The 22,624-nt window shown below is 71.8% G+C and carries 21 protein-coding genes, 1 pseudogene and 1 riboswitch; of the genes and pseudogenes, 13 read left to right on the top strand and 9 right to left on the bottom strand.

What is annotated here, in order from left to right:
• The gene (locus ACGFJ7_RS27115) at window positions 1–198 is read right to left on the bottom strand and encodes a hypothetical protein (protein ID WP_097320010.1); all 198 of its coding nucleotides are present in this window, start codon (window positions 196–198) and stop codon (window positions 1–3) included.
• 81 nt (window positions 199–279) lie between these two features.
• Between ACGFJ7_RS27115 and cobU the strand changes: the two genes are divergently transcribed.
• Window positions 280–2,190 (top strand): bifunctional adenosylcobinamide kinase/adenosylcobinamide-phosphate guanylyltransferase, encoded by a 1,911-nt coding sequence (cobU, locus tag ACGFJ7_RS27110; protein WP_360252621.1) that lies wholly within the window; start codon window positions 280–282, stop codon window positions 2,188–2,190.
• Window positions 2,187–2,921 (top strand): adenosylcobinamide-GDP ribazoletransferase, encoded by a 735-nt coding sequence (gene cobS, locus ACGFJ7_RS27105; RefSeq protein WP_360252618.1) that lies wholly within the window; start codon window positions 2,187–2,189, stop codon window positions 2,919–2,921. Before cobU ends, cobS begins: the two co-directional genes overlap by 4 nt.
• A gap of 392 nt (window positions 2,922–3,313) precedes the next feature.
• Here cobS and gcvT read toward each other — a convergent pair whose 3' ends face one another.
• On the bottom strand, window positions 3,314–4,417 hold the full coding sequence (gene gcvT, locus ACGFJ7_RS27100) for a glycine cleavage system aminomethyltransferase GcvT (protein WP_360252615.1): 1,104 nt from the start codon (window positions 4,415–4,417) through the stop codon (window positions 3,314–3,316).
• A 116-nt stretch (window positions 4,418–4,533) separates the two neighbouring features.
• Between gcvT and ACGFJ7_RS27095 the strand changes: the two genes are divergently transcribed.
• The gene (locus ACGFJ7_RS27095; protein WP_360252612.1) at window positions 4,534–6,069 is read left to right on the top strand and encodes a leucyl aminopeptidase; all 1,536 of its coding nucleotides are present in this window, start codon (window positions 4,534–4,536) and stop codon (window positions 6,067–6,069) included.
• Window positions 6,070–6,072: 3 nt separating this feature from the next.
• On the opposite strand, the gene ACGFJ7_RS27090 is transcribed toward ACGFJ7_RS27095, so the two are convergent.
• Window positions 6,073–6,435 (bottom strand): hypothetical protein, encoded by a 363-nt coding sequence (locus ACGFJ7_RS27090; RefSeq protein WP_360252609.1) that lies wholly within the window; start codon window positions 6,433–6,435, stop codon window positions 6,073–6,075.
• A 166-nt stretch (window positions 6,436–6,601) separates the two neighbouring features.
• Here ACGFJ7_RS27090 and lpdA point away from each other — a divergent pair, with 166 nt between their 5' ends.
• From lpdA to ACGFJ7_RS27060, 6 genes are all read left to right on the top strand, one after another.
• Window positions 6,602–7,990, top strand: a complete 1,389-nt coding sequence (gene lpdA / locus ACGFJ7_RS27085; protein WP_360252606.1) for a dihydrolipoyl dehydrogenase — start codon at window positions 6,602–6,604, stop codon at window positions 7,988–7,990.
• Between the two features lie 35 nt (window positions 7,991–8,025).
• Entirely contained in the window at window positions 8,026–9,846 is a 1,821-nt protein-coding gene (gene sucB, locus ACGFJ7_RS27080; protein WP_360252603.1) for a 2-oxoglutarate dehydrogenase, E2 component, dihydrolipoamide succinyltransferase, read from the top strand.
• Between the two features lie 85 nt (window positions 9,847–9,931).
• Window positions 9,932–10,849 (top strand): TIGR01777 family oxidoreductase, encoded by a 918-nt coding sequence (locus ACGFJ7_RS27075; protein WP_360252600.1) that lies wholly within the window; start codon window positions 9,932–9,934, stop codon window positions 10,847–10,849.
• 31 nt (window positions 10,850–10,880) lie between these two features.
• Window positions 10,881–12,731, top strand: a complete 1,851-nt coding sequence (locus ACGFJ7_RS27070; protein ID WP_392644436.1) for a DUF2079 domain-containing protein — start codon at window positions 10,881–10,883, stop codon at window positions 12,729–12,731.
• Window positions 12,732–12,752: 21 nt separating this feature from the next.
• A complete protein-coding gene (gene lipB / locus ACGFJ7_RS27065; RefSeq protein ID WP_360252594.1) occupies window positions 12,753–13,388 on the top strand; it encodes a lipoyl(octanoyl) transferase LipB in 636 nt (211 codons plus the stop codon).
• Window positions 13,388–13,552, top strand: coding sequence for a peptide ABC transporter substrate-binding protein (locus ACGFJ7_RS27060; protein WP_360252591.1), 165 nt, complete (start codon window positions 13,388–13,390; stop codon window positions 13,550–13,552). The genes lipB and ACGFJ7_RS27060 overlap by 1 nt, the downstream gene beginning before the upstream one ends.
• Before the next feature lie 7 nt (window positions 13,553–13,559).
• On the opposite strand, the gene aspS is transcribed toward ACGFJ7_RS27060, so the two are convergent.
• Complete coding sequence (aspS, locus tag ACGFJ7_RS27055) at window positions 13,560–14,804, bottom strand: aspartate--tRNA(Asn) ligase (RefSeq protein ID WP_392644434.1); 1,245 nt, start codon at window positions 14,802–14,804, stop codon at window positions 13,560–13,562.
• A 385-nt stretch (window positions 14,805–15,189) separates the two neighbouring features.
• On the opposite strand from aspS, the gene lipA reads away from it, so the two are divergent.
• From lipA to ACGFJ7_RS27040, 3 genes are all read left to right on the top strand, one after another.
• The gene (gene lipA, locus ACGFJ7_RS27050) at window positions 15,190–16,086 is read left to right on the top strand and encodes a lipoyl synthase (RefSeq protein ID WP_360253150.1); all 897 of its coding nucleotides are present in this window, start codon (window positions 15,190–15,192) and stop codon (window positions 16,084–16,086) included.
• A 161-nt stretch (window positions 16,087–16,247) separates the two neighbouring features.
• Window positions 16,248–17,204 (top strand): hypothetical protein, encoded by a 957-nt coding sequence (locus tag ACGFJ7_RS27045; RefSeq protein WP_392644432.1) that lies wholly within the window; start codon window positions 16,248–16,250, stop codon window positions 17,202–17,204.
• Between the two features lie 58 nt (window positions 17,205–17,262).
• Window positions 17,263–17,328: riboswitch (guanidine-III (ykkC-III) riboswitch) on the top strand.
• Window positions 17,329–17,345: 17 nt separating this feature from the next.
• Entirely contained in the window at window positions 17,346–17,660 is a 315-nt protein-coding gene (locus tag ACGFJ7_RS27040) for a DMT family transporter (protein ID WP_392644430.1), read from the top strand.
• A 186-nt stretch (window positions 17,661–17,846) separates the two neighbouring features.
• On the opposite strand, the gene ACGFJ7_RS27035 is transcribed toward ACGFJ7_RS27040, so the two are convergent.
• From ACGFJ7_RS27035 to ACGFJ7_RS27015, 5 genes and pseudogenes are all read right to left on the bottom strand, one after another.
• Window positions 17,847–17,999: a hypothetical protein gene (locus tag ACGFJ7_RS27035; protein WP_392644429.1), complete on the bottom strand. Its 153-nt coding sequence runs from the start codon at window positions 17,997–17,999 to the stop codon at window positions 17,847–17,849.
• Window positions 18,000–18,076: 77 nt separating this feature from the next.
• A complete protein-coding gene (locus ACGFJ7_RS27030; RefSeq protein WP_392644559.1) occupies window positions 18,077–18,397 on the bottom strand; it encodes a LuxR C-terminal-related transcriptional regulator in 321 nt (106 codons plus the stop codon).
• Between the two features lie 238 nt (window positions 18,398–18,635).
• Window positions 18,636–20,114 carry a pentapeptide repeat-containing protein gene (locus ACGFJ7_RS27025; RefSeq protein ID WP_392644558.1) on the bottom strand — a complete coding sequence of 493 codons (1,479 nt, stop codon included), beginning with the start codon at window positions 20,112–20,114 and terminating at the stop codon, window positions 18,636–18,638.
• A 986-nt stretch (window positions 20,115–21,100) separates the two neighbouring features.
• Window positions 21,101–21,607, bottom strand: a pseudogene (locus ACGFJ7_RS27020) (ATP-binding protein); the annotation flags it as partial.
• Between the two features lie 17 nt (window positions 21,608–21,624).
• Window positions 21,625–21,765 carry a hypothetical protein gene (locus ACGFJ7_RS27015; RefSeq protein ID WP_360252573.1) on the bottom strand — a complete coding sequence of 47 codons (141 nt, stop codon included), beginning with the start codon at window positions 21,763–21,765 and terminating at the stop codon, window positions 21,625–21,627.
• Window positions 21,766–21,930: 165 nt separating this feature from the next.
• Here ACGFJ7_RS27015 and ACGFJ7_RS27010 point away from each other — a divergent pair, with 165 nt between their 5' ends.
• A complete protein-coding gene (locus ACGFJ7_RS27010; RefSeq protein ID WP_360252570.1) occupies window positions 21,931–22,623 on the top strand; it encodes a DUF4191 domain-containing protein in 693 nt (230 codons plus the stop codon).
• Window position 22,624 lies beyond the last annotated feature (1 nt).

Genomic DNA, 22,624 nt, shown 5'->3' with positions numbered 1-22,624 from the left:
TCACTCCGCCGGCAACAGGCTCATCCGGTAGTCCACCCGGTCGTCCTCGACCAGCACGACACCCGCCACGCCGGACTCGGCCAGCTGCCGCCACTCCTGGCCGATCCACGACTCGGCGTCGGACTGGCTGCTGAACGTCTCCGGCGGACCGGCAACCGGTTGCCCGTCGACGTTCTCGTACCGCCAACTCCACGGCATTCGCCGCCCCCTCACGTCCTCGGTCGGTGCGTCTCCACCCTACGGCGTCACGCTGTGCGCCCCGGCCTTAAGGTACGGGGCATGTCCGATGATCGGTGGCACACCGTCCTGGTACTCGGCGGGATCCGCTCCGGGAAATCCGAGTTCGCGGAATCGCTCGTGGCCGACGCCCCCGCAGTCCGATATGTCGCCACCGCCGTGGGCGGCGAGGACGACCCGGAGTGGCTGGAGCGGATCGAGACGCATCAGCGGCGCCGCCCGCAGGCGTGGTCGACCGAGGAGACCGGCGCCGACCCGGCCCGGCTGACCGAGCTGCTGACCGAGGCCAAGCCGGACGACACGCTGCTGGTCGACGATCTGGGCGGCTGGGTGGCCGCGCTGCTCGACCCGGCCCGCCAGCCCAACGACGACCAGGCCGATGTGGCCGCTCTGGCCGCCGCGGTCCGCGACTGTGAGGCGCGTGTCGTGCTGGTCAGTCCCGAGGTGGGCCTGGCCCTCGTGCCGACGACGCCGGTGGGCCGGGCTTTCGCCGACGCTCTCGGCACGACGAATCAGGCCCTGGCGCAAGCTTGCGACCGGGTTGCGCTGGTCGTCGCGGGCCAGGCCGTCTGGCTGAAGACGGAAGAGGTACGGAATTACACGGCCACCCGGCCGCAGCCGGCGGAGCCGACGGTCCACGGGCCGGTGTCCGCGCCGCCGGCCACGCCGGCCCCTTCCGCGTCGCCGGTCGCGGCGACGCCGGCCGGCTCGCCGCCGGCTACGTCACCGGTCACCCCGCCGGTCGTCGAGCCGCCCACGATCCAGCCCGCCCCCGTCGTGGCCGCCACCGACACGACCCCGCTGGCCCGGGTCCTGGACGAGCCCACGATGAGCCTGCCGGCCGTCGGCGCCCGCCCCGTCTTCGAGCCCGGCATGGACCTGCCCCTGCCCGACACCGAGGCCGGCCCCGAGGCCCGCGACCGCCTCGCCACCGTCGACTTCCCCGGCTCCGGCCTGGGCGCCCTCGCCGGCGCGGTCGAGTTCGCCGCCGCCACCCAGGGCACCGTCACCCCGCGGCCGTGGTCGTCCCCGCGCGTCCTGCTGCTCTCGGCCCGGCACGCGGGCGGGGCCGGCGCCGGCGACGACCTCGTCGACGTCGAGCGCCGCGTGGCCCAGGTCGAGAACGGCGAGGGCGTCCTGAGCCGCCTGGCCGGCGCCGCCGGCGCGGACATCGCCGTCCTGCGCACCGGCGAGTCGACGGCCATGGCGGACGGCCCGGTCCTGACCGCCGACGAGGTCGAGCACCACCTGCAGACCGGCTGGCAGCTGGCCGAGGCGGCCGCCGACGCCGGCAAGGACCTGCTCGTGCTCGCCTCGATCGGTGTCGGCACCGACGCCGTGGCGGCCGCGGTCACCGCCGCCACCACCGGCGCCGAGGCCGTGGCCATCCTGCCCCGGGTGCTGCTGCCCGGCGGCACGTACGACGACGAGTCGTGGATGCGCCGCGCCTCCGCCGTCCGCGACGCCCTGCACCGCATCCGCCGCGAGCCTCGCGGCGCCAAGGACCTGCTCCGCGAGCTGGGCGGCGCCGACATGGCCATCGCGGTGGGCGCCCTGCTCGGCGCCACCGCCCGCAAACTGCCGGTGCTCATCGACGGCCCGCTCGGCGTCGCCGCCAGCCTGATCGCCCGCGACCTGGGCAGCCAGGCCAAACACTGGTGCCTGCTGGCCGACTCGGGTGGCCTCCAGCTGGTCAAGGAGGGCGGCGACTTCCTGGGCCTGACCCCGGTGCTCGACCTGGGCCTCGGCCTCGGCGAGGGCGCCAACGCGCTGGCGACGCTGCCCTTGCTGCGTACGGCAATCGGATTGGCCCAGACCGTCGCCGTGCACCCGGCGATGTTGTCGGAGCTGGGCGACGGCGGCGCCACCGACCTGATCGTCCCCAACGACGACGACGTGGACTTCGCCGAGCCGGAGCCCGACGGCCCCGGCCCCGCCTCGACCACCGAGTGACACTGCTCGACGGCCTCCGGCTGAGCATCACCACCCTGACCGTCCTGCCCGTCCGCGGCGGCCGCGTGGACCGCGCGACCGCCGCCGTGGCCATGGCCGCGGCCCCCTTGGTGGGCGCCCTGCTGGGCCTGATCCTGGCCACCTTGCTGTGGCTGCTCCGCGAGGCACAGGCTCCCGCCCTGGTCGCCGCCGCCGTAACGGTCACCGCCGCGGCCCTGCTCACCCGCGGCATGCACCTGGACGGCCTGGCCGACACCATCGACGCCCTGGGCTCCTACCGCCGAGGCGAGGCAGCCCTAGAAATCATGAAAAAGTCAGACATCGGCCCCTTCGGCGTAGCCGCCATCACGGCCACGATGCTGATCCAGACAGCCGCCGCCAGCACCGTCTCCCCACCAGCACTGATCATCGCCTGGACCGCAGGCCGCCTGGCCATCCCCCTCGCCTGCCGCCGCGGCATCCCCGCCGCCCGCCCCGAGGGCTTGGGCGCCCTGGTAGCCGAGACGGTCCCACCCGCCATCGCCGCCACCGCCGCCATCCTGGTCGCCGCGTCAGCGACCCTCCACAGTCCCCCATGGCAGGGCCCACTAGCCGTAGCCCTGGCCGTAGCCGCAGCGCTCTTCCTGCTGCGCCATTCCGTACGTCGCTTCGGCGGCATCACAGGCGACGTCTTAGGAGCCGCAACCGAAGTGGCAACAACCGTAGCTTTGGTGGCGCTGTCACTCGGCTAACCCACTCGCACCTTCGTCCTGGTCAAGCCCAGGCCGAGGCGGAAAACAACGTGTCAGCACTGCACCGGGCATCAAGGACTGGCTTCAACCGGCCTGGCCCCATCCCACAATCCCGCGCAACCGGCCTGGAATTGCCGCCCAGCCCCCACCCAGCCGGGCCTGCCCGACAGACCCGCCCAGCCAAACCCCAGCGCGGCAGCGAACCTCGACCCGCACCGCCGCGAGGTGACCGCTCAGCCCTCGTACCCGCAAGCAGCGAGTGACCCACGCCTGGCCGGCGCCGAGCCCCCACCCGAGGTTGAGGGCCGGGTGTGGCCGACCCAGACGTAAAGCGCTCCTCAGCCAGTCAGGGTCGGCCACACCCGGCCCTCAACCGTCCCAGCGCAACCACTTCACCGCACAGACGGCTGCACGAACGGCGGCTTGACCACCCGGGCCTCGATCCGCTTCCCCCGGATGTCGATCTGAACCAGATCCCCGTCGGCCACCCCCGCCGCCGTGTCGATCAGGGCCAGAGCGATCCCCACCTTCTTGGTGGGCGAGAACGTCCCGCTGGTCGTCTCACCGATGCGCTGCTCCCCCGCGTACACCTCCATGTGCCCCCGCGGAATGCCACGCCCCGTCAGCTCGAGCCCGCGCAGCGTCCGCCGCGCCCCCTCGGCTTTCTCCGCCGTCAGCGCCGCACGCCCCCAGAACGCCGGCTTGTTCCAGCCGACCGCCCACCCCGAGCGGGCCTGCACCGGCGAGATGTCCAGCGACAGCTCCTGCCCGTGCAGCGGGTAGCCCATCTCCGTGCGCAGCGTGTCCCGCGCTCCCAGCCCGCACGGCCGTACCCCCGCCGCGATCAGCGCGTCCCACACCGCCGCCGCGTCGTCCCAGGGCACCACCAGCTCGTAGCCGTGCTCGCCCGTGTAACCCGTCCGGCAGTCGATCAGGGAGACCCCGCCCAGCGTCGCCGTGGCGAACGACATGTACCCGTGGTCCGTCGGCAGGCCCAGCTTCTGCAGGACCGACGCCGACTGCGGGCCTTGAACGGCCAGGACCGCGTACGCCTGGTGCTCGTCCACGACCTCGATGCCGGCCGGCGCCGCCGCCGCGAGCCGCCGGACCACCTCGGCCGTGTTCGCCGCGTTCGGGATCAGGAAGACCTCGTCGTCGGAGATCAGGTACGCGATGAGGTCGTCCACCACGCCGCCGCCGTCGTCGCAGCAGAGCGTGTACTGCGCCTTGCCCGGCTCGATGCGCCCGAGGTCGTTGGTGAGGCAGGAGTTGACGAAGGCCGCCGCCCCCTCGCCCCGCACCCGGGCCTTGCCCAGGTGGGAGACGTCGAACACGCCGACTCCCTCGCGGACCGCCGCGTGCTCCTTCAGGACGCCGCCACCCGCGTACTCCAAGGGCATCTCCCATCCGCCGAAGGCGGCGAACTTGGCGCCCAGCGCGACGTGGCGCTCGTGCAGCGGGGAGCGGAAAAGGGCATCGGTGACCTCGGCAGACATGAGACTCAACTTACCCGTGACCTTGCATGTGGTTAGAGTCGCGGGGACACCCCACCACCCGAACCAGCCGGTGCGCCCATGAGGAGCCCGGCCCCGAACGTCCGCGGAGAGCCCGAGTGAGCCAGCCCAGCCTCAGCCTGGTCGACACCGACCCGGCCGAATTGGCCGTCGACGCCATCGTCATCGGCCTGCACAGCCAACCCGACGAGGGCGGTGCCCTGCTGCCGGCCGCCGGCGCCGAGAGCATCGCCGCCGCCTTCGACGGCAAGCTGACCTCGACGCTGGCCCTGCTGGGCGCGAGCGGCGCCCCCGGCGAGGTGACCAAGCTCGCCACCCTCGGCACCATCAGCGCGCCGCTGGTCGTCGCGGTGGGTCTCGGTGACGAGCCGTCCGGCTCGGCGCCGAACCTGGAGACGCTGCGCCGGGGCACCGGCGCCGCCGTGCGCGCGCTGGCCGGCAGCGGCACTGTCGCGCTGGCCCTGCCGCTGCCCGACGACGCGGACGCGCCCGGTGTGCTGCGCGCGATCCTCGAGGGTGCGCTGATCGGCTCGTACCGGTTCGCCGGCTACAAGACCAAGCCGCAGCCGAACCGCCGCGAGCCGGTCACCGCTGTCCAGGTGCACGTGCCGGACGCGGCCGACGCCGCCGCCGCGGCCGAGGTGGCGCGGGCCGAGACCGTGGCCCGGGCCGTGCGCCTGACCCGGGACTGGGTGAACACCCCGCCGAACTCGCTGCGCCCGCCGGAGTTCGCGGACGCCGTGGTGGCCGCCGCCGAGGGCACCGGCCTGCAGGTCGAGGTGCTCGGCTTCGACGAGCTCAAGGCCGGCGGGTACGGCGGCATCGTGGCCGTGGGCCAGGGTTCGGAGGCCAAGCCGCGCCTGGTCAAGCTGACCTACGTGCCCGAGGGCGTCGAGAACCCGACGCGGGTGGCGCTGGTCGGCAAGGGCATCACGTTCGACACCGGCGGCATCAGCATCAAGCCGGCCGCCGGCATGTGGGAGATGAAGTCGGACATGGCCGGCGCGGCCGCGGTCGGCGCCACCATGCTGGCGATCGCCGCGCTCAAGCCTCAGGTCGCGGTCAGCGGCTACCTGGCGATCGCCGAGAACATGCCGTCGGGTTCGGCCTACCGGCCGGGCGACGTGCTCACCATGTTCAACGGCAAGCGGGTCGAGATCTTCAACACCGACGCCGAGGGCCGTCTGGTGCTGGCCGACGCGATCGCGCGGGCCTGCGCGGACGGTACGGACTACGTGCTCGAGGCGTCGACGCTCACCGGCGGTCAGGTGATCTCGCTGGGTAAGCGGATCTCCGGCCTGATGGGTTCGGAGGGCGCCATCGACCTGGTGAAGGCGGCCGGCGACGCGGTCGGCGAGCCGGTGTGGCCGATGCCGCTGCCGGAGGAGGTCCGCAAGGGCATGGAGTCGGACATCGCCGACATCTGCCAGACGAACGCGAACCTGGACCGGGCCGGGCACATGCTGCAGGGTGGCGTCTTCCTGCGCGAGTTCGTCGCCGACGGCGTCGAGTGGGCGCACATCGACATCGCCGGCCCGAGCTACCACACCGGTGAGCCCACCGGGTACTGGGCGAAGGGCGGCACGGGCGTGCCGGTCCGTACCTTCCTGGCCGCGATCGACAGCCTGGCCTAGGGCCTAACGGGGGCTTTCGGGGCGGTACGCTCCGGAGCCCCCGGGGTCGCGGCCCAGTTTCTTCTGCCGGGAGATGTAATCGCGCATGCGCTGCGGATAACCGAGCAGCCGGATGTCGTAGATCGGTAGGCTCAGCTGGTGTGCCCAGCGCCGGGCGATCTCGGGCGATTCGATCCGTCGGCGGGTCCACTCGCCGTCGTGTGCCACAAGCAATACGGTGGTCTCGGTCACCGTGGTGCGCGGCTCGATGAAGGCCTCGACTCCACGGCGACTGCGGACGAACTCCGCGAGATACTCAAGATCGGCACGGTCAACCGGCCGGCCGGCCGCCCGACGCGGCTCCCGGCTCCGCCGAAACCAGGCCACACCCGCTCCTCCCGCTCATCGGTGCCGCAAGAGTACGTCGAGTGGGCACGACTGTGGGGAACCTGGCTGCATCGACCGGTTCCACAAGTGACAAGATGGCCTGGACATACTGTGACCGTTTCCATTGTGTGACCCGCATGGCAACGACGCGAACACTGGAGTCAACGTGAGCCAGCCGAACGGCGGAAACTTCGACATCGTCATTCTCGGCGCCGGTAGCGGCGGGTATGCTGCCGCCCTGCGCGCGGCCGAGCTCAACCTTTCCGTCGCGCTGATCGACAAGGCCGAGCTGGGCGGCACGTGCCTGCACCGCGGCTGCATCCCGACCAAGGCGCTGCTGCACGCCGCCGAGATCGCCGACCAGACCCGCGAGAGCGAGCAGTTCGGCGTCAAGGCCGATCTGGTCGGCATCGACATGGCCGGGGTGAACGCGTACAAGGACGGTGTCGTCTCCCGCCTGTACAAGGGCCTGACCGGTCTGCTCAAGCAGGACAAGATCACGATCGTGTCCGGTGCGGGCAAGCTCGTGGGCAAGGACACCGTCGAGGTCAACGGCCAGCGCTACACCGGCCGCAACGTCATCCTGGCCACCGGCTCCTACTCGCGCTCGATCCCGGGTCTCGAGATCGACGGCAAGCGGGTCATCGCCAGCGAGCACGCGCTGAAGCTCGACCGCGTGCCCTCCTCCGCGATCGTGCTGGGCGGCGGCGTCATCGGCGTCGAGTTCGCCAGCGTCTGGAAGTCGTTCGGCGCCGACGTCACCATCATCGAGGCGCTGCCCCGCCTGGTCGCGGCCGAGGACGAGGAAATCTCGAAGGCCGTCGAGCGCGCGTTCCGCAAGCGCAAGATCAACTTCAAGGTCGGCAAGCCGTTCGAGAAGGTCGAGCACACCGAGAACGGCGTGCGCGCGACCATCGCCGGCGGCGAGACCGTCGAGGCCGAGGTGCTGCTGGTCGCGGTCGGGCGCGGCCCGACGACCGCCAACCTCGGCTACGAGCAGCAGGGCATCACGATCGACCGGGGCTTCGTGATCACGAACGACCGCCTGCACACCGGCGTCGGCAACATCTACGCCGTCGGCGACATCGTCCCCGGCCTCCAGCTCGCGCACCGCGGCTTCCAGCAGGGCATCTTCGTCGCCGAGGAGATCGCCGGGCGCAACCCGGCCGCGATCGACGAGGCCGGCATCCCGCGGGTGACCTACTGCGACCCCGAGGTCGCCTCGATGGGCCTCACCGAGGCCAAGGCCAAGGAGAAGTACGGCGCTGACAAGGTCACGTCGTACAACTACAACCTCGGCGGCAACGGCAAGAGCCAGATCCTCAAGACCGCGGGCTTCGTCAAGCTGGTCCGTCTCAACGACGGCCCGGTCCTCGGCGTGCACATGGTCGGCGCCCGCATGGGCGAGCTGGTCGGCGAGGCCCAGCTGATCTACAACTGGGAGGCCTTCCCCGAGGAGGTCGCGCAGCTGGTCCACGCCCACCCCACGCAGAACGAGGCGCTGGGTGAGGCGTTCCTCGCGCTCGCCGGCAAGCCCCTGCACGCACACAGCTGATCGTCGTCAAAGACGTGGTTAAGGAGTACTGAGACATGCCGGTATCGGTCACCATGCCGCGGCTGGGTGAGAGCGTCACCGAGGGCACCGTCACGCGCTGGCTCAAGCAGGAGGGCGAGCGCGTCGAGGCGGACGAGCCGCTCCTCGAGGTCTCGACCGACAAGGTCGACACCGAGATCCCCTCGCCGGCGGCCGGGGTGCTCACCCGGATCGTCGTGGGCGAGGACGAGACGGCCGACGTCGGCAGCGAGCTCGCGGTCATCGCCGGTGACGGCGAGGACGCCGGCTCGGCCCCCGCCCCGGAGCAGAAGCAGCAGGAGCAGGCCCCCGAGCCCGAGCCCGCCGCGCCGACCACCCCGTCGACCGAGAAGCCGGTCGAGCAGGAGCAGCCCGCGCCGCAGACGGCCTCGTCGTCGTCCGGCGGCACGGCGGTCAAGATGCCCGCGCTGGGCGAGAGCGTCACCGAGGGCACCGTCACGCGCTGGCTCAAGCAGGTGGGCGACACGATCGAGGTCGACGAGCCGCTGCTCGAGGTCTCCACCGACAAGGTGGACACCGAGATCCCGTCGCCGGTCGCCGGCACGGTCCTCGAGATCAAGGTCCAGGAGGACGAGACCGCCGACGTCGGCGCCGACCTCGCGATCATCGGCTCGGCTGACGCGAAGCCCTCCGCTCCCGCCCCGGCGCCCGAGGCGCCGAAGCAGGAGCAGGCCCCGGCTCCGCAGCAGCCGGCCGCGCCCAAGATCGAGTCGAAGCCGGCTCCGGACTTCGGTTCCGGTGGCGAGTCGTACGCCGACCCGGCCCCCGAGGCCGAGGTGGCCAAGGACCCGGTCGCGGCCGAGCGTAACGCCGAGCCGCCCGCGCCGTCCTCGTCGCCGTCCCGCGAGACGGTCCAGGCGAACGGCGCCGGCGACGCCGGTTACGTGACCCCGCTGGTGCGCAAGCTGGCCGCCGAGAAGGGCGTCGACCTGTCGACCCTGTCCGGCACCGGCGTCGGCGGCCGCATCCGCAAGCAGGACGTCATCGACGCCGCCGAGAAGGCGGCCGCCGCGAAGGCGGCCCCGGCTCCGGCTCCCGCCCAGGCCGCCGCGCCGCAGAAGGCCGCGCCGGCGAAGCCCGCGCCGAGCCCGCTGCGTGGCCGCACCGAGAAGCTGACCCGCACCCGCGCGACGATCGCCCGTCGCATGGTCGAGTCGCTGCAGATCTCGGCGCAGCTCACCACCGTCGTCGAGGTCGATGTCACCAAGATCGCCCAGCTGCGGAACAAGGCCAAGGCCGACTTCCTGGCCAAGAACGGCGTCAAGCTCAGCTTCCTGCCGTTCTTCGCCCTGGCCGCGGTCGAGGCGCTGCGCCAGCACCCGGTGGTCAACTCCTCGATCGACCTCGAGGCGGGCACGGTCACGTACCACGACACCGAGCACCTCGGCATCGCGGTCGACACCCCCAAGGGCCTGATCGTTCCGGTGATCAAGGACGCCGGCGACCTGAACCTGGCCGGCCTGGCCAAGCGGATCGCCGACGTCGCCGACCGCACCCGGAACAACAAGATCGGCCCGGACGAGATCTCGGGTGGCACGTTCACGCTGACCAACACGGGCAGCCGGGGCGCGCTCTTCGACACCCCGATCATCAACCAGCCGCAGGTGGGCATCCTGGGCACCGGTTCGGTGGTCAAGCGGGCCGTGGTCGTCAGCGACCCCGAGCTCGGCGAGATCATCGTCCCGCGCTCGATGGTCTACCTGGCCCTGAGCTACGACCACCGGATCGTGGACGGCGCCGACGCCGCCCGCTTCCTGGTCACGCTGAAGGAGCGCTTGGAAGGCGGCCACTTCGAGGGTGACCTCGGCCTCGCCTGATTTTTGAAACGCTGACGGCCCGCTCGGTTCACCGAGCGGGCCGTCAGCGTTTTGAACGGGTTCGAGACGGGGCATGATTGAACCCATGCGGATCCTCATGGCCGGTGCGTCCGGTTATCTCGGCACGCCGCTCGCGCAGCGCCTGCGCGACGCCGGGCACGACGTCACCCGACTGGTCCGCCGGCCCGCCGAGAAGCCCGACGAGGCGACCTGGCAGCCATCGCAGGGTCAGCTCGACCCCTCGGTGGTGGCCGGCCACGACGTGGTGATCAACCTGGCCGGCGCGAACATCGGCGACAAGCGCTGGACCGCCCGCTACAAGAGCGTGCTGCGCTCGAGCCGGGTCGACACCACCGGCACCATCGCCCGGGTGATCCGCCTGCTCCCCGAGGCCGATCGGCCCCGCACGCTGCTTCAGGCCTCCGGCGCCGGCTGGTACGGCGACACCGGCGACACCCCGGTCACCGAGGAGGCGCCCGCCGGCACCACCTTCCTGGCCGACCTGTGCCGGGTCTGGGAGGCCGCCGCCCGCCCGGCCGAGGACGCCGGCACCCGCGTCGTGCTGCTGCGCACCGCGCCCGCCCTCGACAAGGAGGGCAGCATCCTCAAGCCGCTGCTGCCGCTGTTCAAGCTGGGCGCCGGCGCGAAGCTCGGCAGCGGCAAGCAGTGGATGCCGTGGATCGGGCTGGCCGACTGGTTCGGCGCGGTCGAGTTCCTGATGGAGCGCGACGACATCGCCGGCCCGGTCAACCTGGTCGGCCCCGAGCTGGTCACCAACGGCGAGTTCACCCGCATCCTGGCCGGCATCCTGCACCGGCCGGCGCTGTTCTTCGTGCCCGGGCCGGCGATGGACCTCGCGGTCGGCGAGCTGGGCGGCGAGGCCCGCCGCAACCAGCGGGTCGTTCCCGCGGTGCTGGAAAGAGCCGGATTCCAATGGACATATCCGACAGTGGCGTCGGCCCTGCAGGCGGCCCTGGGTAAGGAAGCAGCGGCATCACACTGAACTACCAGGAGCCCTTGCTAACCTGCGGCTGATGTCCGTCGCCGCCCCCACCACCCCAGCCGCAGCAGATCGGCCGGCCGCGCCCGGCGCCCGAGCGGCGACCAAGCGCCTCCGCGCCCATCTGCCGGTGGCCCTGGCCGCCCTCGCCCTGGCGCTCTACGTCACCTCCGGCCTCTGGAGCAATCCGTACCGGCACGCCGTCGCCGCCAACCCCGGCGATCAGGCCTTCTTCGAGTGGGTTCTGGCGTACGGCGTCCACCTGCTCCACCACGGCGGTGATCCGTTCTTCACCGACCTGCTGAACGCTCCGGACGGCGTCAACCTGGCCGCCAACACGTCCATCACGGTGTACGCGATCCTGTTCGCGCCGCTGACCATGCTGGCCGGGCCGCAGGTCACCTTCGTCACGATCCTCACGCTCAACCTGGCCGCCTCCGGCTTCGTCTGGTACCTGTTCCTGCTCCGCTGGGTCACCCGCAACCGGGTCGCGGCCGCCGTCGGCGGGCTGTTCGCAGGGTTCGCGCCGGGTTTCATCTCGCACGCCAACGGCCACCTCAACTGGACCTCGGGCTGGATCGCGCCGCTGGTGCTCTGGCAGCTGCTGCGCATGCGCGATCAGCGCCACTGGGTGCGCGGCGGGCTGATCCTGGGCGTGCTGCTCGGGGTCAGCTTCTCGATCGCCGCCGAGGGGCTGTTCTTCACCGCGCTGGCCGGCGGCGTCTTCGTCATCGCGTGGGCGCTGGCCGGACCGAACCGGGCCGAGGCGCGCCGGCTGCTGCCGCGGTTCCTCGGCGCGCTCGGGCTCACCGCCGTGGTGGCCGGGGCGCTGCTCGCGTATCCCCTCTACATGCATTTCGCCGGTCCGCAGACGTTCAAGGGCACCGGGTTCAACCAGCGCCACTTCGCCGAGGACCTGTTCGCGTTCTTCGCGTTCGCCGACCGCAGCGTGGCGGCCGGGCTGGGCCTGCGCAGCGATCTGGCGCCCAATCCGACCGAGGAGACGTCGTTCTTCGGCGTACCCCTCGTGGTCCTGATCATCGGGTCCTTGATCGTGCTGTGGCGACGGGCCGACGAGGCCCGGCGCGCGACGCTGCGAGCCCTGATCGTGGTCGCTGTGGTGTTCTTCGTGATGGCGCTCGGGCCGCGGCTGCGGGTGCTCGACATGGAGACGTCGATCCCGCTGCCGTACGCGCTGCTGCAGAGACTGCCGCTGTTCGACTCGGCGCTGCCGCTGCGGTTCTCGCTGGTTCTGGCCGGGGTGTTCGCCGTGGTGCTGGCGCTGATCACCGAGCGCCTGCTCGACTCGTCGTACCGGAAAGCTTTGATCGCGGCCCTCGCCCTGGCGCTGGTGCCGATCTTCCCGCTGCCGCTGCTGTACCGGGAGCGGGCGGCGGAGCCGAAGTTCATCAGCAACGGGGCCTGGAAGGACTACACGACCGACGGCGGCGTGATCAGCGCCTTGCCGTTCGGGGTCAACGTGGCCGCCGACGGACAGCGCTGGCAGGCGTACACGATGGCCCGCGGCGGCAAGGAGTTCCGGATTCCCGACGGCTACTTCCTGGGGCCGGACGAGCTGGGCGCCGAGGGCAAGGGCCGGATCGGGGCGCTGCCGCGCGCGACGGACTGGCTGTTCCTGCGGGCCGCGCTGTACGGCTACATCGCCGACCTGGACAACTGGGACCGCGCCTCGGCCCGCGCCGACTTCCAGCGCTGGGGCGTCACCGCGGTCTTCCTGCCCGACGGTGAGATCACCGGCTCCGAGGGGCCGCTGTTCCGCCAGGCGGTGGAGGTGACGGCAACCGACCTGCTGGGCGAGCCCGAGCGGGTCGACGACGCCCTGGTGTGGCGCATCCGCCCAGGAGTGGATCCCATTGATAGGTAAGGACGGCAGTACGGTGGAGTCGTGACAACACCTACGCTCACCGTGCTGCGCCGGGGGCTCGTCGACTACCGCGAGGCCTGGGACGAGCAGCGCCGCCTGCACGACGCCGTGGTGGAGGGCAGCCAGCCCGACACCGTCCTGCTGCTGGAGCACCCCAGCGTCCTCACGGCCGGCAAGCGCACCGAGCCCGCCGACCTTCCGATCGACGGCACGCCGGTGGTCGAGGTCGACCGCGGCGGCAAGATCACCTGGCACGGCCCGGGCCAGCTCGTCGGCTACCCGATCCTCAAGCTGGCCGACCCGATCGACGTGGTGGCGTACGTACGCCGTACCGAACAGTTGTTGATCGACGTGTGCGCCGAGTTCGGCGTCGTCGCCGCCCGCTCCGAGATCCCCGGCCGCAGCGGCGCCTGGGTCCTGGCCGACGAGCGCGGGCCCGACCGCAAGATCGCCGCCATCGGCATCCGGGTCGCCCGGGGCGTGACGCAGCACGGCTTCGCCATCAACTGCGACTGCGACCTGACCAACTTCGACCGCTTCACCCCGTGCGGCATCCGCGACGCGGGCGTCACCTCGCTCAGCGCCGAACTCGGCCGCGACGTGCCGGTGGCCGAGGTGCTGCCCGTGGTGGAGAAGCACTTGCGTACCCTGCTCTGATGCCGCTCTACCGCAATCCGCAGGACAAACGGGTCTTCGTACCCAAGAAGGGCGGCGGGGTGGTCCTGAACTTCGGCCACCCCATCGCCTGGACGATCCTCGTCTGCATGACGATCGTCCCCCTCGTGATCGTCGTCGCGGTGACGATCGCGTACTTCGTCTGAGCCCGGGTCAGGGCGTGATCCGGTGCAGGTCCCGCGGGAACGCGGCGACCTCCCGGACGTTCTTGATGCTCATGAGCCGGGCCACGAACCGTTCCAGGCCGATCGCCCAGCCACCGTGCGGCGGCATCCCGTACCGGAAACCGTCCAGGTAGCCCTCGTACGGCCCGGTGTTGCCCTCGAGCGCCCGCACATAGTCCTCGTACCGATGCAGCCGCTGGCCCCCGGTGACGATCTCCAAGCCCTTGAAGAGCAGGTCGAAACCGTTCGAGTACGCCGGGTCGGCCGGGTCCGGGTGTGTGTAGAACGGCCGCTTGCGCATCGGATAACCCGTCACGTACACGAATTCCGAACCGTGCTCCCGCCGCGCCCACTCCCCCAGCGCCCGTTCGTGCGCCGGCGCCAGGTCGGGTTCGTCCTCCGGCGCTCCGGCAATCTTCAGCGCCTCGCGAAAGTGCACAGCCGGGATCTCGGCAGGCACCTCTACGGCCAGGCCCGCACGCGTCGTGACGGCCTCCGCCATCACCGTCAGTGTTCGCGTCAGGGCCGCCATCACGTCCCGGTGGTCCTCGATGAAACCCATCTCGGCGTCGAGCGACGTGTACTGCGACAGGTGCCGCGCGGTGTCGCTCGGCTCGGCCCGGAACACCGGCCCGACCTCGAAGACCCGCTCGAAGACGCCGACCATCAGCTGCTTGTAGAACTGCGGCGACTGGGCCAGGTAGCCCGGCCGTCCGAAGTAGTCGATGGCGAACACGTTGGCGCCGGACTCGGTGGCCGACCCCACGATCTTCGGCGTCTGGATCTCGACGAACCGCTGCTCGCTCAGCGCGGCCCGGAAACCCTCGGTGGCCGCGGCCGCGACCCGCAGCGCGGCCCGGCGGGCCGGATGCCGCAGCGCCAGCGCCGCGTGGTCGAGCTGGGTGGGCAGGCTCGCGGTCAGCTCGGGCCGGTGCAGTTCGAACGGCAGGGGCGCGCTCACGGCACTGAGGACCCGGATCGCCGGCCCGGTGAGCTCCACTTTGCCCGGCGCCTGCTCGTTGGGGGTGACCGTGGCGGTCACCTGGACGACGCTCTCCTCGGTCAGCCCCTCGAGGATCTTCTGGTCGGTGACGACGACCTGGCTGAGGCCTTCGGCGTCACGGACGATCAGGAACGCCACCGACTTGAGCAGGCGGCGGCGGTGGACCCAGCCGGCGATCGTCACGGTCTCGTGCACGTGGGACGCCAACTGGGTGGAGAGGATGCGTTGCATGGCGGGGACCTCCTCTGGTGACTGCAACGCGGCCCCAGACAGGTGTGGGCGAGCGGGATCCTCGCGGTGCCACCACACCTTCGCGCTTGCGGACAAGCGCCTCTTGGTCGTGCAGCGGCTCGGGAGTGTCTTCACGCCCCGGCGAACGGGCCACCTTCACAGCTGCCGGTGGCTCTCTCGGCCGTCGGATCGGGGCGGTACTCGGTTCCGTCTTCGCCGTCGGCCGGACGTTAACAGCAGGCGACCAGCACACGAAACCGCATTTACACGTGTTACGTGACCGCCGTCACACGGGCCGTCCAGTGAGCCTCGTCGCCCCTGTCTAGGCAGCCGTCTCAACAGGCGTAATCTCGGGGCTGTGACTATTGCTCCCGAGGGCCGCCGCATGCTTCGCATCGAAGCGCGCAACGCCGAAACTCCCATCGAGCGGAAGCCGCCGTGGATCAAGGTCAAGGCCAAGATGGGCCCGGAATACACGCAGATGCGCGGCCTGGTGCAGAAAGAAGGCCTGCACACGGTCTGCCAGGAGGCGGGCTGCCCGAACATCTACGAGTGCTGGGAGGATCGCGAGGCGACCTTCCTGATCGGCGGCGACCAGTGCACCCGCCGGTGCGACTTCTGCCAGATCGACACGGGTAAGCCGGCCGAGTTCGACGCCGACGAGCCCCGTCGCGTCGGCGAGTCGGTCGCCACCATGGGCCTGCGCTACGCCACCGTCACCGGCGTCGCCCGCGACGACCTGCCCGACGGCGGCGCCTGGCTCTACGCCGAGACCGTCCGCCAGATCCACAAACTTCAGCCCGGCTGCGGCGTCGAGCTGCTCATCCCCGACTTCAACGCCGACCCGGCCCAGCTGGCCGAGGTCTTCGGCGCCACCCCCGAGGTGCTCGCGCACAACGTCGAGACGGTCCCGCGCATCTTCAAGCGGATCCGCCCCGGTTTCCGGTACGAGCGCTCGCTCGACGTCATCACCCAGGCCCGCGCGGCCGGCCTGGTGACCAAGAGCAACCTGATCCTCGGCATGGGCGAGGACCGCTCGGAGATCTCCCAGGCCCTGCGCGACCTGCACGCGGCCGGCTGTGAGCTGATCACCATCACGCAGTACCTGCGCCCCACCCCGCGCCACCACCCCGTGGAGCGCTGGGTCAAGCCCGAGGAGTTCGTCGAGCTCCGCGAGGAAGCCGAGCAGATCGGCTTCTCGGGCGTGATGAGCGGCCCGCTGGTCCGCTCGTCGTACCGCGCGGGCCGGCTCTACCAGCAGGCCCTCGACGCCCGGAAGTAAGAAGCGTCGGCCGGGGCTTCCCCTTTCTTAGGGAAGCCCCGTGTGTTGTTTCCCGCCGCCCCCAGCTCTGGCTCGTCCGGGCAAATCCCCCTAATCTCATTTTTCGGGGATTTCGCCATGACCGACTGGGGGGCTCGGCCGTGCTGCGTCGCTTCATCTTCTTGCTGGCTGCGTCAACCGTCGCGGTGACGCCCGGTGCCGCGCTCGCCGCCTCACCGATGGCCGACCAGGCGTGCGTATCGACGGCCGTCGCCACGTACCGTCACACCTTCGACGGCCCGTCCGGCTCGGTGACGGTCACGGCCGCGAAGCCGCTCTGCTCGGGCCAAAGCCAGACCTTCGCCCTGGCCTCCTACACGACCGGTTCGGCCACGTCGAACGCCCGCCCCTTCGTGTACTCCACCGACCGCGGCTCGATCACCGCGTCGAAGCGCAGCCTGTCCCTCAAGGTCACCGTGCCCCGCTGCTACACCCAGGTCGAGGCGATCAAAGGCACAGGCTTGACGTACGAGGGTACGAACGTCCCCGCCGCGCTGCTGCCGGACGCCTCCTACCGCGGCGGCACGAAGGAATGCGCTCCCGCCCCCACGGTCACCTTCGACAACGACTGCGACGGCACGCTCACCGGCACCCTGGCCAACAGCGACCGGGCCACCACCGACGCCGTCTTCCTGACGGGCGACCGTCTGCTCCGCCTAGGTCCCGGCGAGTCCCGGAAGCTGACCGCCCGCAGCCTCACCATTCGCACAAACACCTTCGTGACGTACGCCGGTACGTGGCGCCAGCCCACCGACTGCGCCACCGCCGAAACCCCCACAGCCACCCCGACCACACCATCCGCAACCCCCACGCCGACCACCGGCGGGGAGGGCGCCGGCGCCCCGGTCTCCAGCCCCACGTCTTCACTCCCGGCGGCCACGGCGACCACCGAGGACCTTACGGACTCCGGCGCCTGGTATCCGGCCACGCCGACCACCCCCGCCGCCGCGGCGGCCCCCAAATCCGACTCCACCATGAGCACCGGCAGCGTGCTGGCCATCGCCTTCGGCCTGCTGCTCATCACCGGCGGCGGCTTCCTCCTGGTCCGCGTCCTGCGAACGCTGCGCGAGGAACCCTGACGTGGTGACGTGGACTACCGACAGTTGCCATGAGGACGCGCTGTTGGCATGCTGGAGATGATGCCGCATTGGCGGACATCCCGGACGAGTGTGTGTCGTACCCGGCCTGACAAGACGACCACCGAAGAAGGTGTGTCAGCCATGGCCTGGCTCGTTCTCGTCGTCTCCGGCATGCTCGAATCCGTCTGGGCGATCGCCCTGGACCGCAGCGCCGGCTTCACCCGCCCCATCCCCAGCATCGTCTTCGGCGCAGGCCTGCTCCTGAGCATGGCCGGCCTCGGTTACGCCCTGCGCACCATCCCGGTCGGCACCGGCTACGCCGTCTGGGTAGGCATCGGCGCCGTCCTCACGGCCGTGGTCGGGATTGTCGCCCTGGGCGAGAGCGCCAGCCTCCCCCGCGTGCTCTCCCTGTTGCTGGTGATCGCCGGCATCATCGGCCTGAAGGTCTTCCACTAACCCCCACGGCAAAGAGCCCACTCAAGGCCAGCTGGCGCAGCCCTCAAAGCCGGCGTCGGTCCCGGCTCCGGCGTCTCGGTTCCAGGGTCGGCGTCCGCATCGGTCTCGGCGTCGGCGGCTCAGGCGTCGGCATCGGTGTCGGCGCCATCGGCATCGGCATCGGCATCGGTCGGTGTCGGCGGCGGCTCAGGCGTCAGCGGCGGCATCGGCGTCGGCGGCATCGGCGTCGGCGGCATCGGCGTCAGCATCGGCATCGGCATCGGTCGGTGTCGGCGGCTCAGGCGTCAGCGTCGGCGGCTCAAGCGGCGGCGTCGGCGGCTCGGGCGTCAGCATCGGCATCGGCATCGGTCGGTGTCGGCGGCTCAGGCGTCAGCGTCGGCGGCTCGAGCGGCGGCGTCGGCGGGTTGGGCGGATGGTCAATCGGCCAGCAGGCCCAGGCGGTGGGCGACGGCGGCGGCCTCGACGCGGTTGGCCACCTCGAGCTTGGCGATGATGCGGGAGACGTGGACGCTCGCCGTCTTGGGCGAGATGTAGAGGTCGGCGGCGATCCGGCTGTTGCTGTGACCCTCGGCCACCAGACGCAGAACCTCCCGCTCCCGGGCCGTCAGAATTTCGGTCCCGGCGGTCGCCGGCGCGGTGCCGGCACGGATCCCCAGGCGGCGGGCCAACGTCTCGGCCGCCTCGACCAACGGGACGGCCCCCAGCGCGCCGGCAATCGCAGCAGCCTCAGCGATCACCTCCGCCGGCCCGGGAAGGGCAATCCGAGAAGTTGCCCGCCGGGGAGCAACAACGGACGAAGCCCCCGAGCCAAGCGGCACCGCAGACGACGCCCTCGCGCCGAGAGACGTCCCCGAAGAACTCACCACACCCGTCCCCGAAGAACCCACCACACCCGTGCCCGAAGAACTCGCCACATCAACGGGCGCCGCCGAAGGAGCCAAGCCGCCGAAGGGCGCCGCCGAAGAACTCAGCGCATCAAGAGGCGCGGCCGAAGAACCCCCCGAGTCGAGGGTCGGCGCCGGAGAGGGCACCGGATCGAGCGACGTCGCCGAAGAAACCGCCGGGGCGCCGGGCACCGCAAAAGCGGGCGCAGCGGAAGGGGGTGCTGCGGAGGGGGGCAATGCGGAAGGAGGCGATGCGGAAGGAGGCGATGCGGAAGGCGGCACCGCAGAAGGAGGCGCCACGGAAGGCGGCACCGCAGAAGGAGGCGCCACGGAAGGCGGCGCCACGGAAGGCGGCGCCACGGAAGGCGGCGCCACGGAAGGCGGCGCCACGGAAGGCGGCGCCACGGAAGGCGGCGCCACGGAAGGCAGCACCGCAGAAGAGGGCGCCACGGAAGGCAGCACCACCGAAGAGGGCGCCACGGAAGGCGGCGCTGAGACGGGGGCGGCTGCGCGTGGGGAGGGGATGAGGGCTGGTGGGCGGGCGCTCGTGCGGTCGGCGGCCAGGGTTTCGGCCAGGGAGAGCAGGGCCTCGGCCAGCTCGTAGGGGTGGCCGTCGGTGCGCCAGGCGGCCACGGCCGCGCGCCAGGACGGCTCGTCGCCGTGGAGGAGGGCTTCCACCTGGGCGGCGTAGGCGTGTTCGGCGGGGAAGCGGCGGGGCAGCGCCGCCGCCCGGGTGGCTATCTCCTCGGCCAAGGCTCTGTCGGCGGCGGTGTGGGCCGCCCGGGCCGCGGCGGCCAGGATGGGCCAGGTGTAGCGCGGGAGGCTGCCCGTCGCCGTCTCGGGCAGGGAGGCTCGGGCCAGGTCGGCGGCGGCCGCCGGCTCGTGGGTGGACAGGGCCGACAGCAGGCGCAGCTCGTGGACGGCCAGGCGGACCTCGGTGGCCAGGAACGGGCGGGACAGGAAGCTCAGCGCGCGGGTGACCAGGGCCTCGGCGTCGTCGCGGCCGCGGGCCAGGCGGAGGCGGGCGCGCAGGCGCAGCCAGTGCAGGGCCAGGGTGTTCGGCGGGTCCAGGCGGGCCGCCTCGGCCAGGCGGGCGTCGGCCTCGTCCCAGCGGCCCAGGGCGATCAGCGCCTCGGCGTGGTTGGCCAGCAGGAAGGCGCCGACCGTGCGGCTCACGCCCACCCGGCGGGCGTCGGGGAGGCCGGCCGCCGCGGCCGTCGCCGACGCCTCGTAGTCGCCCGTCTCGTACAGCTGGTCGGAGAGGTTGACCAGGCCGCGGGTGAGGCTGGACAGGTCGCCGGCCTCGCGGGCGCGGGCGATCGCGGTGCGGATGACGGGCAGGGCCTCGGCCGGCGGGATGCGACCGGCGCAGGCCAGGCCGTACGCCATCTCGGCCATCACCAGCGCGTCCACGTCGCCCATCTCGGTGGCGTCGGCCTTGGCCACTTCGGCCACCTCGACCGCCCGGTCGGGGTCGATGCCGGCCAGGATGTGGGTGAGGTCGGCCAGCAGGCGGACCCGGTCGGTGCTGTGCGGGGCGCCGCGCAGCAGGCGGAACGCCTCGTCGCACTCGGCGCGGCCGTCGGCCTTGCCGGCCGAGCGCAGCAGTTTGGCCCGGCGGACCAGCAGGCGGCCGGCGCGCAGCGGCTCCGCCTCGGCGTCGAGGTCGCCCAGGGCGGCCCGGGTCAGGCTGAAGGCGCGCATGTGGTCGCCGGACTCGATGGCGGCCAGCGCCGCCTCCTCCAGCAGGTCGAGGTGGTCGAGGCCGAGCTGGGTGGCGGCGTCGGGCACGTCCTCCCACAGTTCGAGCACCCGGTCGAGCAGGCGAACCTGCTCGCCCCAGGCGAAGCGGCGGCCGGCCTCGTCGGCCGCGACCTTGGCCGTGACCAGGGCGCGGGGGTGGTCGCGGGCCGCGTGCCAGTGGTGGGCGATCTCGGCCGCGGCCCGGCCGATGCCGACCAGGTGGGGTTCGGCCTCGACGGCCCGGGCGTAGCGGGCGTGCAGCCGGGCGTGTTCGCCGGGGAGCAGGTCGTCGTGGACGGCCTCGCGCACGAGGGCGTGGCGGAACTCGTAGCCGCCGTCGGCGTGGTCGTCGAGGACCACCACGAGCTGGGCCGCGACCACGGCGCGCAGCGACGACTCGAGGTCGGCCTCGTCCATGCCGGCGACCCGGGAAAGCAGTTCGTGGCCGAATCTGGTGCCGCCCACGGCGGCCATCCGCAGCACCCGCTGGGCCGGCTCGGGCAGCTGGTCGACGCGGGACAGCAGCAGGTCGCGCAGGCTGCCGGGCAGGTCGCCGCAGGCCGGGTCGGCCGTGGCCGCGAACTGCTCGATGAAGAACGGGATGCCCTGGGCGCGCTCGTTGACCGTGTCGACGACGACCGGGTCGGGTTCGGCGCCGAGCAGGTGGGTGAGCATCTCGGCCGTGCCGTCGCGGTCGAGCCGGTCGAGTTCGTGGCGCCGCACGCCGCGGACCCGGTCGAGCTCGGCCAGGAACGGGCGCAGCGGATGGCCGCGGTGCAATTCGTCCGTACGGTAGGTGGCGATCAGCAGCAGCCGGGGCAGCCGGGCCGAGCGGACCAGGAAGCCGATGAGGTCGCGGGTGGACCGGTCGGCCCAGTGCAGGTCTTCCAGGACCAGCACCAGCGGCTGCTCGGCGCTGAGCCGGCCGAGCAGGGCGGCGACGGCCTCGAAGAGGATGCCCCGCTGCTCGGCCGGCGGGCCGAGCTCGGGCAGCAGCTGGGCCAGTTCGCGCTGGTGACCGTCGAGCACGCCGGTGCCCTCGGCGCGCACCAGATCGCGGACGGCGCCGGCGAAGGGCGCGAAGGGCAGGCCCTCCTCACCCAGCTCGAGGCACTGCCCGGTGAGCACCCGGACCGTCTCGCCGGCCAGGCCCCGGCGGAACTCCTCGACCAGGCGGGTCTTGCCCACCCCGGCCTCGCCGCCGACCAGTACTGTCGACGGCTCGGCGGAGCGGGTGCTTTTCAGGGCGTCGCGCAGCGCGGCGAGGTCGGGCTCGCGCCCGACCAGCACCTCGCTGTAAGCCGTCACGAGGTCGAGCATCCCACGGGGGTGCGACATCAGGGAGCCGCCGCCCGCCGCCACCGCCGGCGGGGCCGGGCGGTCCGCACCCGGCGCCGGGCCGAGGCCTGGTCGATCAGTGACGCGACGCGCTGGTGGTGCATGTCGAGCTGGATGTGCGGATCGGCGTACGGGAACATCGGTGCCCTCCAACGAACGAAGCGGTTGACACCGAGAACACTTCGCGCGAAGGCACCCCGCGGGCATGGGGAGGGAGCCTTATTTACACCCGTCGCAGCGGCCGCGGGAGACGTAAGACCGCCCACCCCACGTAAGGCGTACGCACACCACTACACTTCCGGGTTATGGCAAAACCCCAGGAGAAGGTGTCGTTCGGCACGCGCCTGAAGCAGATCGGGCAGGTGTTCTCGTTCACCGCGAAGCAGGACAAGTGGTTCACGCCGCTGCTCATCGCGGCCGTGGCCATCCCGATCGCGCTCACCGTGCTTGTCGTGCTCCTGGGCGCCGGCTGGATCTACATCCCGATCGGTGTTCTGGTCACCCTGCTGGCCGCCGTGATCGTGCTCAACCTGCGGTCGAACGCGGCGATGATGAACGCGGCCGAGGGCCAGCCCGGCGCCGCCGCCTCCCTGGTCGAGAACATGCGCGGCGACTGGCGGGTCCGGCCCGCGGCGTCGTCGACGACGCAGTTCGACATGGTGCACATCGTGATCGGCAAGCCCGGCGTGATCCTGCTGGCCGAGGGCCAGCCGCAGCGCGTGCGCGGCCTGCTCGGCCAGGAGAAGAAGCGCCTGTCCAAGGTCATCGGCAACGCGCCGCTGTACGACTACATCATCGGCAACGGTGAGGGCGAGCTGCCGATCAAGAAGCTGCGGACCACGCTGATGCGTATGCCGCGAAATCTGACCGGCAAGGACGTCAACTCGCTCGACAAGCGCCTCGGCGCTCTGATGGCCCGCCCGCAGATGCCGAAGGGCGCCATCCCGAAGAACATGCGCCCGAGCAAGGGCGCGTTCAGGCAGCAGCGCCCCCGCTGAA

Source organism: Actinoplanes sp. NPDC048988 (genome assembly GCF_043197815.1).
Lineage (GTDB): Bacteria > Actinomycetota > Actinomycetes > Mycobacteriales > Micromonosporaceae > Actinoplanes.
This window is presented reverse-complemented; position numbering and strand designations above follow the sequence as displayed.

Bases quoted from the DNA above. Each gene is read 5' to 3' on its own strand.
- ACGFJ7_RS27115 (WP_097320010.1), bottom strand. From the start codon at position 198: ATGCCGTGGAGTTGGCGGTACGAGAACGTCGACGGGCAACCGGTTGCC.
- cobU (WP_360252621.1), top strand. From the start codon at position 280: ATGTCCGATGATCGGTGGCACACCGTCCTGGTACTCGGCGGGATCCGC.
- gcvT (WP_360252615.1), bottom strand. From the start codon at position 4,417: ATGTCTGCCGAGGTCACCGATGCCCTTTTCCGCTCCCCGCTGCACGAG.
- sucB (WP_360252603.1), top strand. From the start codon at position 8,026: ATGCCGGTATCGGTCACCATGCCGCGGCTGGGTGAGAGCGTCACCGAG.
- ACGFJ7_RS27075 (WP_360252600.1), top strand. From the start codon at position 9,932: ATGCGGATCCTCATGGCCGGTGCGTCCGGTTATCTCGGCACGCCGCTC.
- ACGFJ7_RS27070 (WP_392644436.1), top strand. From the start codon at position 10,881: ATGTCCGTCGCCGCCCCCACCACCCCAGCCGCAGCAGATCGGCCGGCC.
- ACGFJ7_RS27060 (WP_360252591.1), top strand. From the start codon at position 13,388: ATGCCGCTCTACCGCAATCCGCAGGACAAACGGGTCTTCGTACCCAAG.
- aspS (WP_392644434.1), bottom strand. From the start codon at position 14,804: ATGCAACGCATCCTCTCCACCCAGTTGGCGTCCCACGTGCACGAGACC.
- lipA (WP_360253150.1), top strand. From the start codon at position 15,190: ATGCTTCGCATCGAAGCGCGCAACGCCGAAACTCCCATCGAGCGGAAG.
- ACGFJ7_RS27040 (WP_392644430.1), top strand. From the start codon at position 17,346: ATGGCCTGGCTCGTTCTCGTCGTCTCCGGCATGCTCGAATCCGTCTGG.
- ACGFJ7_RS27035 (WP_392644429.1), bottom strand. From the start codon at position 17,999: ATGCCGATGCTGACGCCCGAGCCGCCGACGCCGCCGCTTGAGCCGCCG.
- ACGFJ7_RS27015 (WP_360252573.1), bottom strand. From the start codon at position 21,765: ATGTTCCCGTACGCCGATCCGCACATCCAGCTCGACATGCACCACCAG.
- ACGFJ7_RS27010 (WP_360252570.1), top strand. From the start codon at position 21,931: ATGGCAAAACCCCAGGAGAAGGTGTCGTTCGGCACGCGCCTGAAGCAG.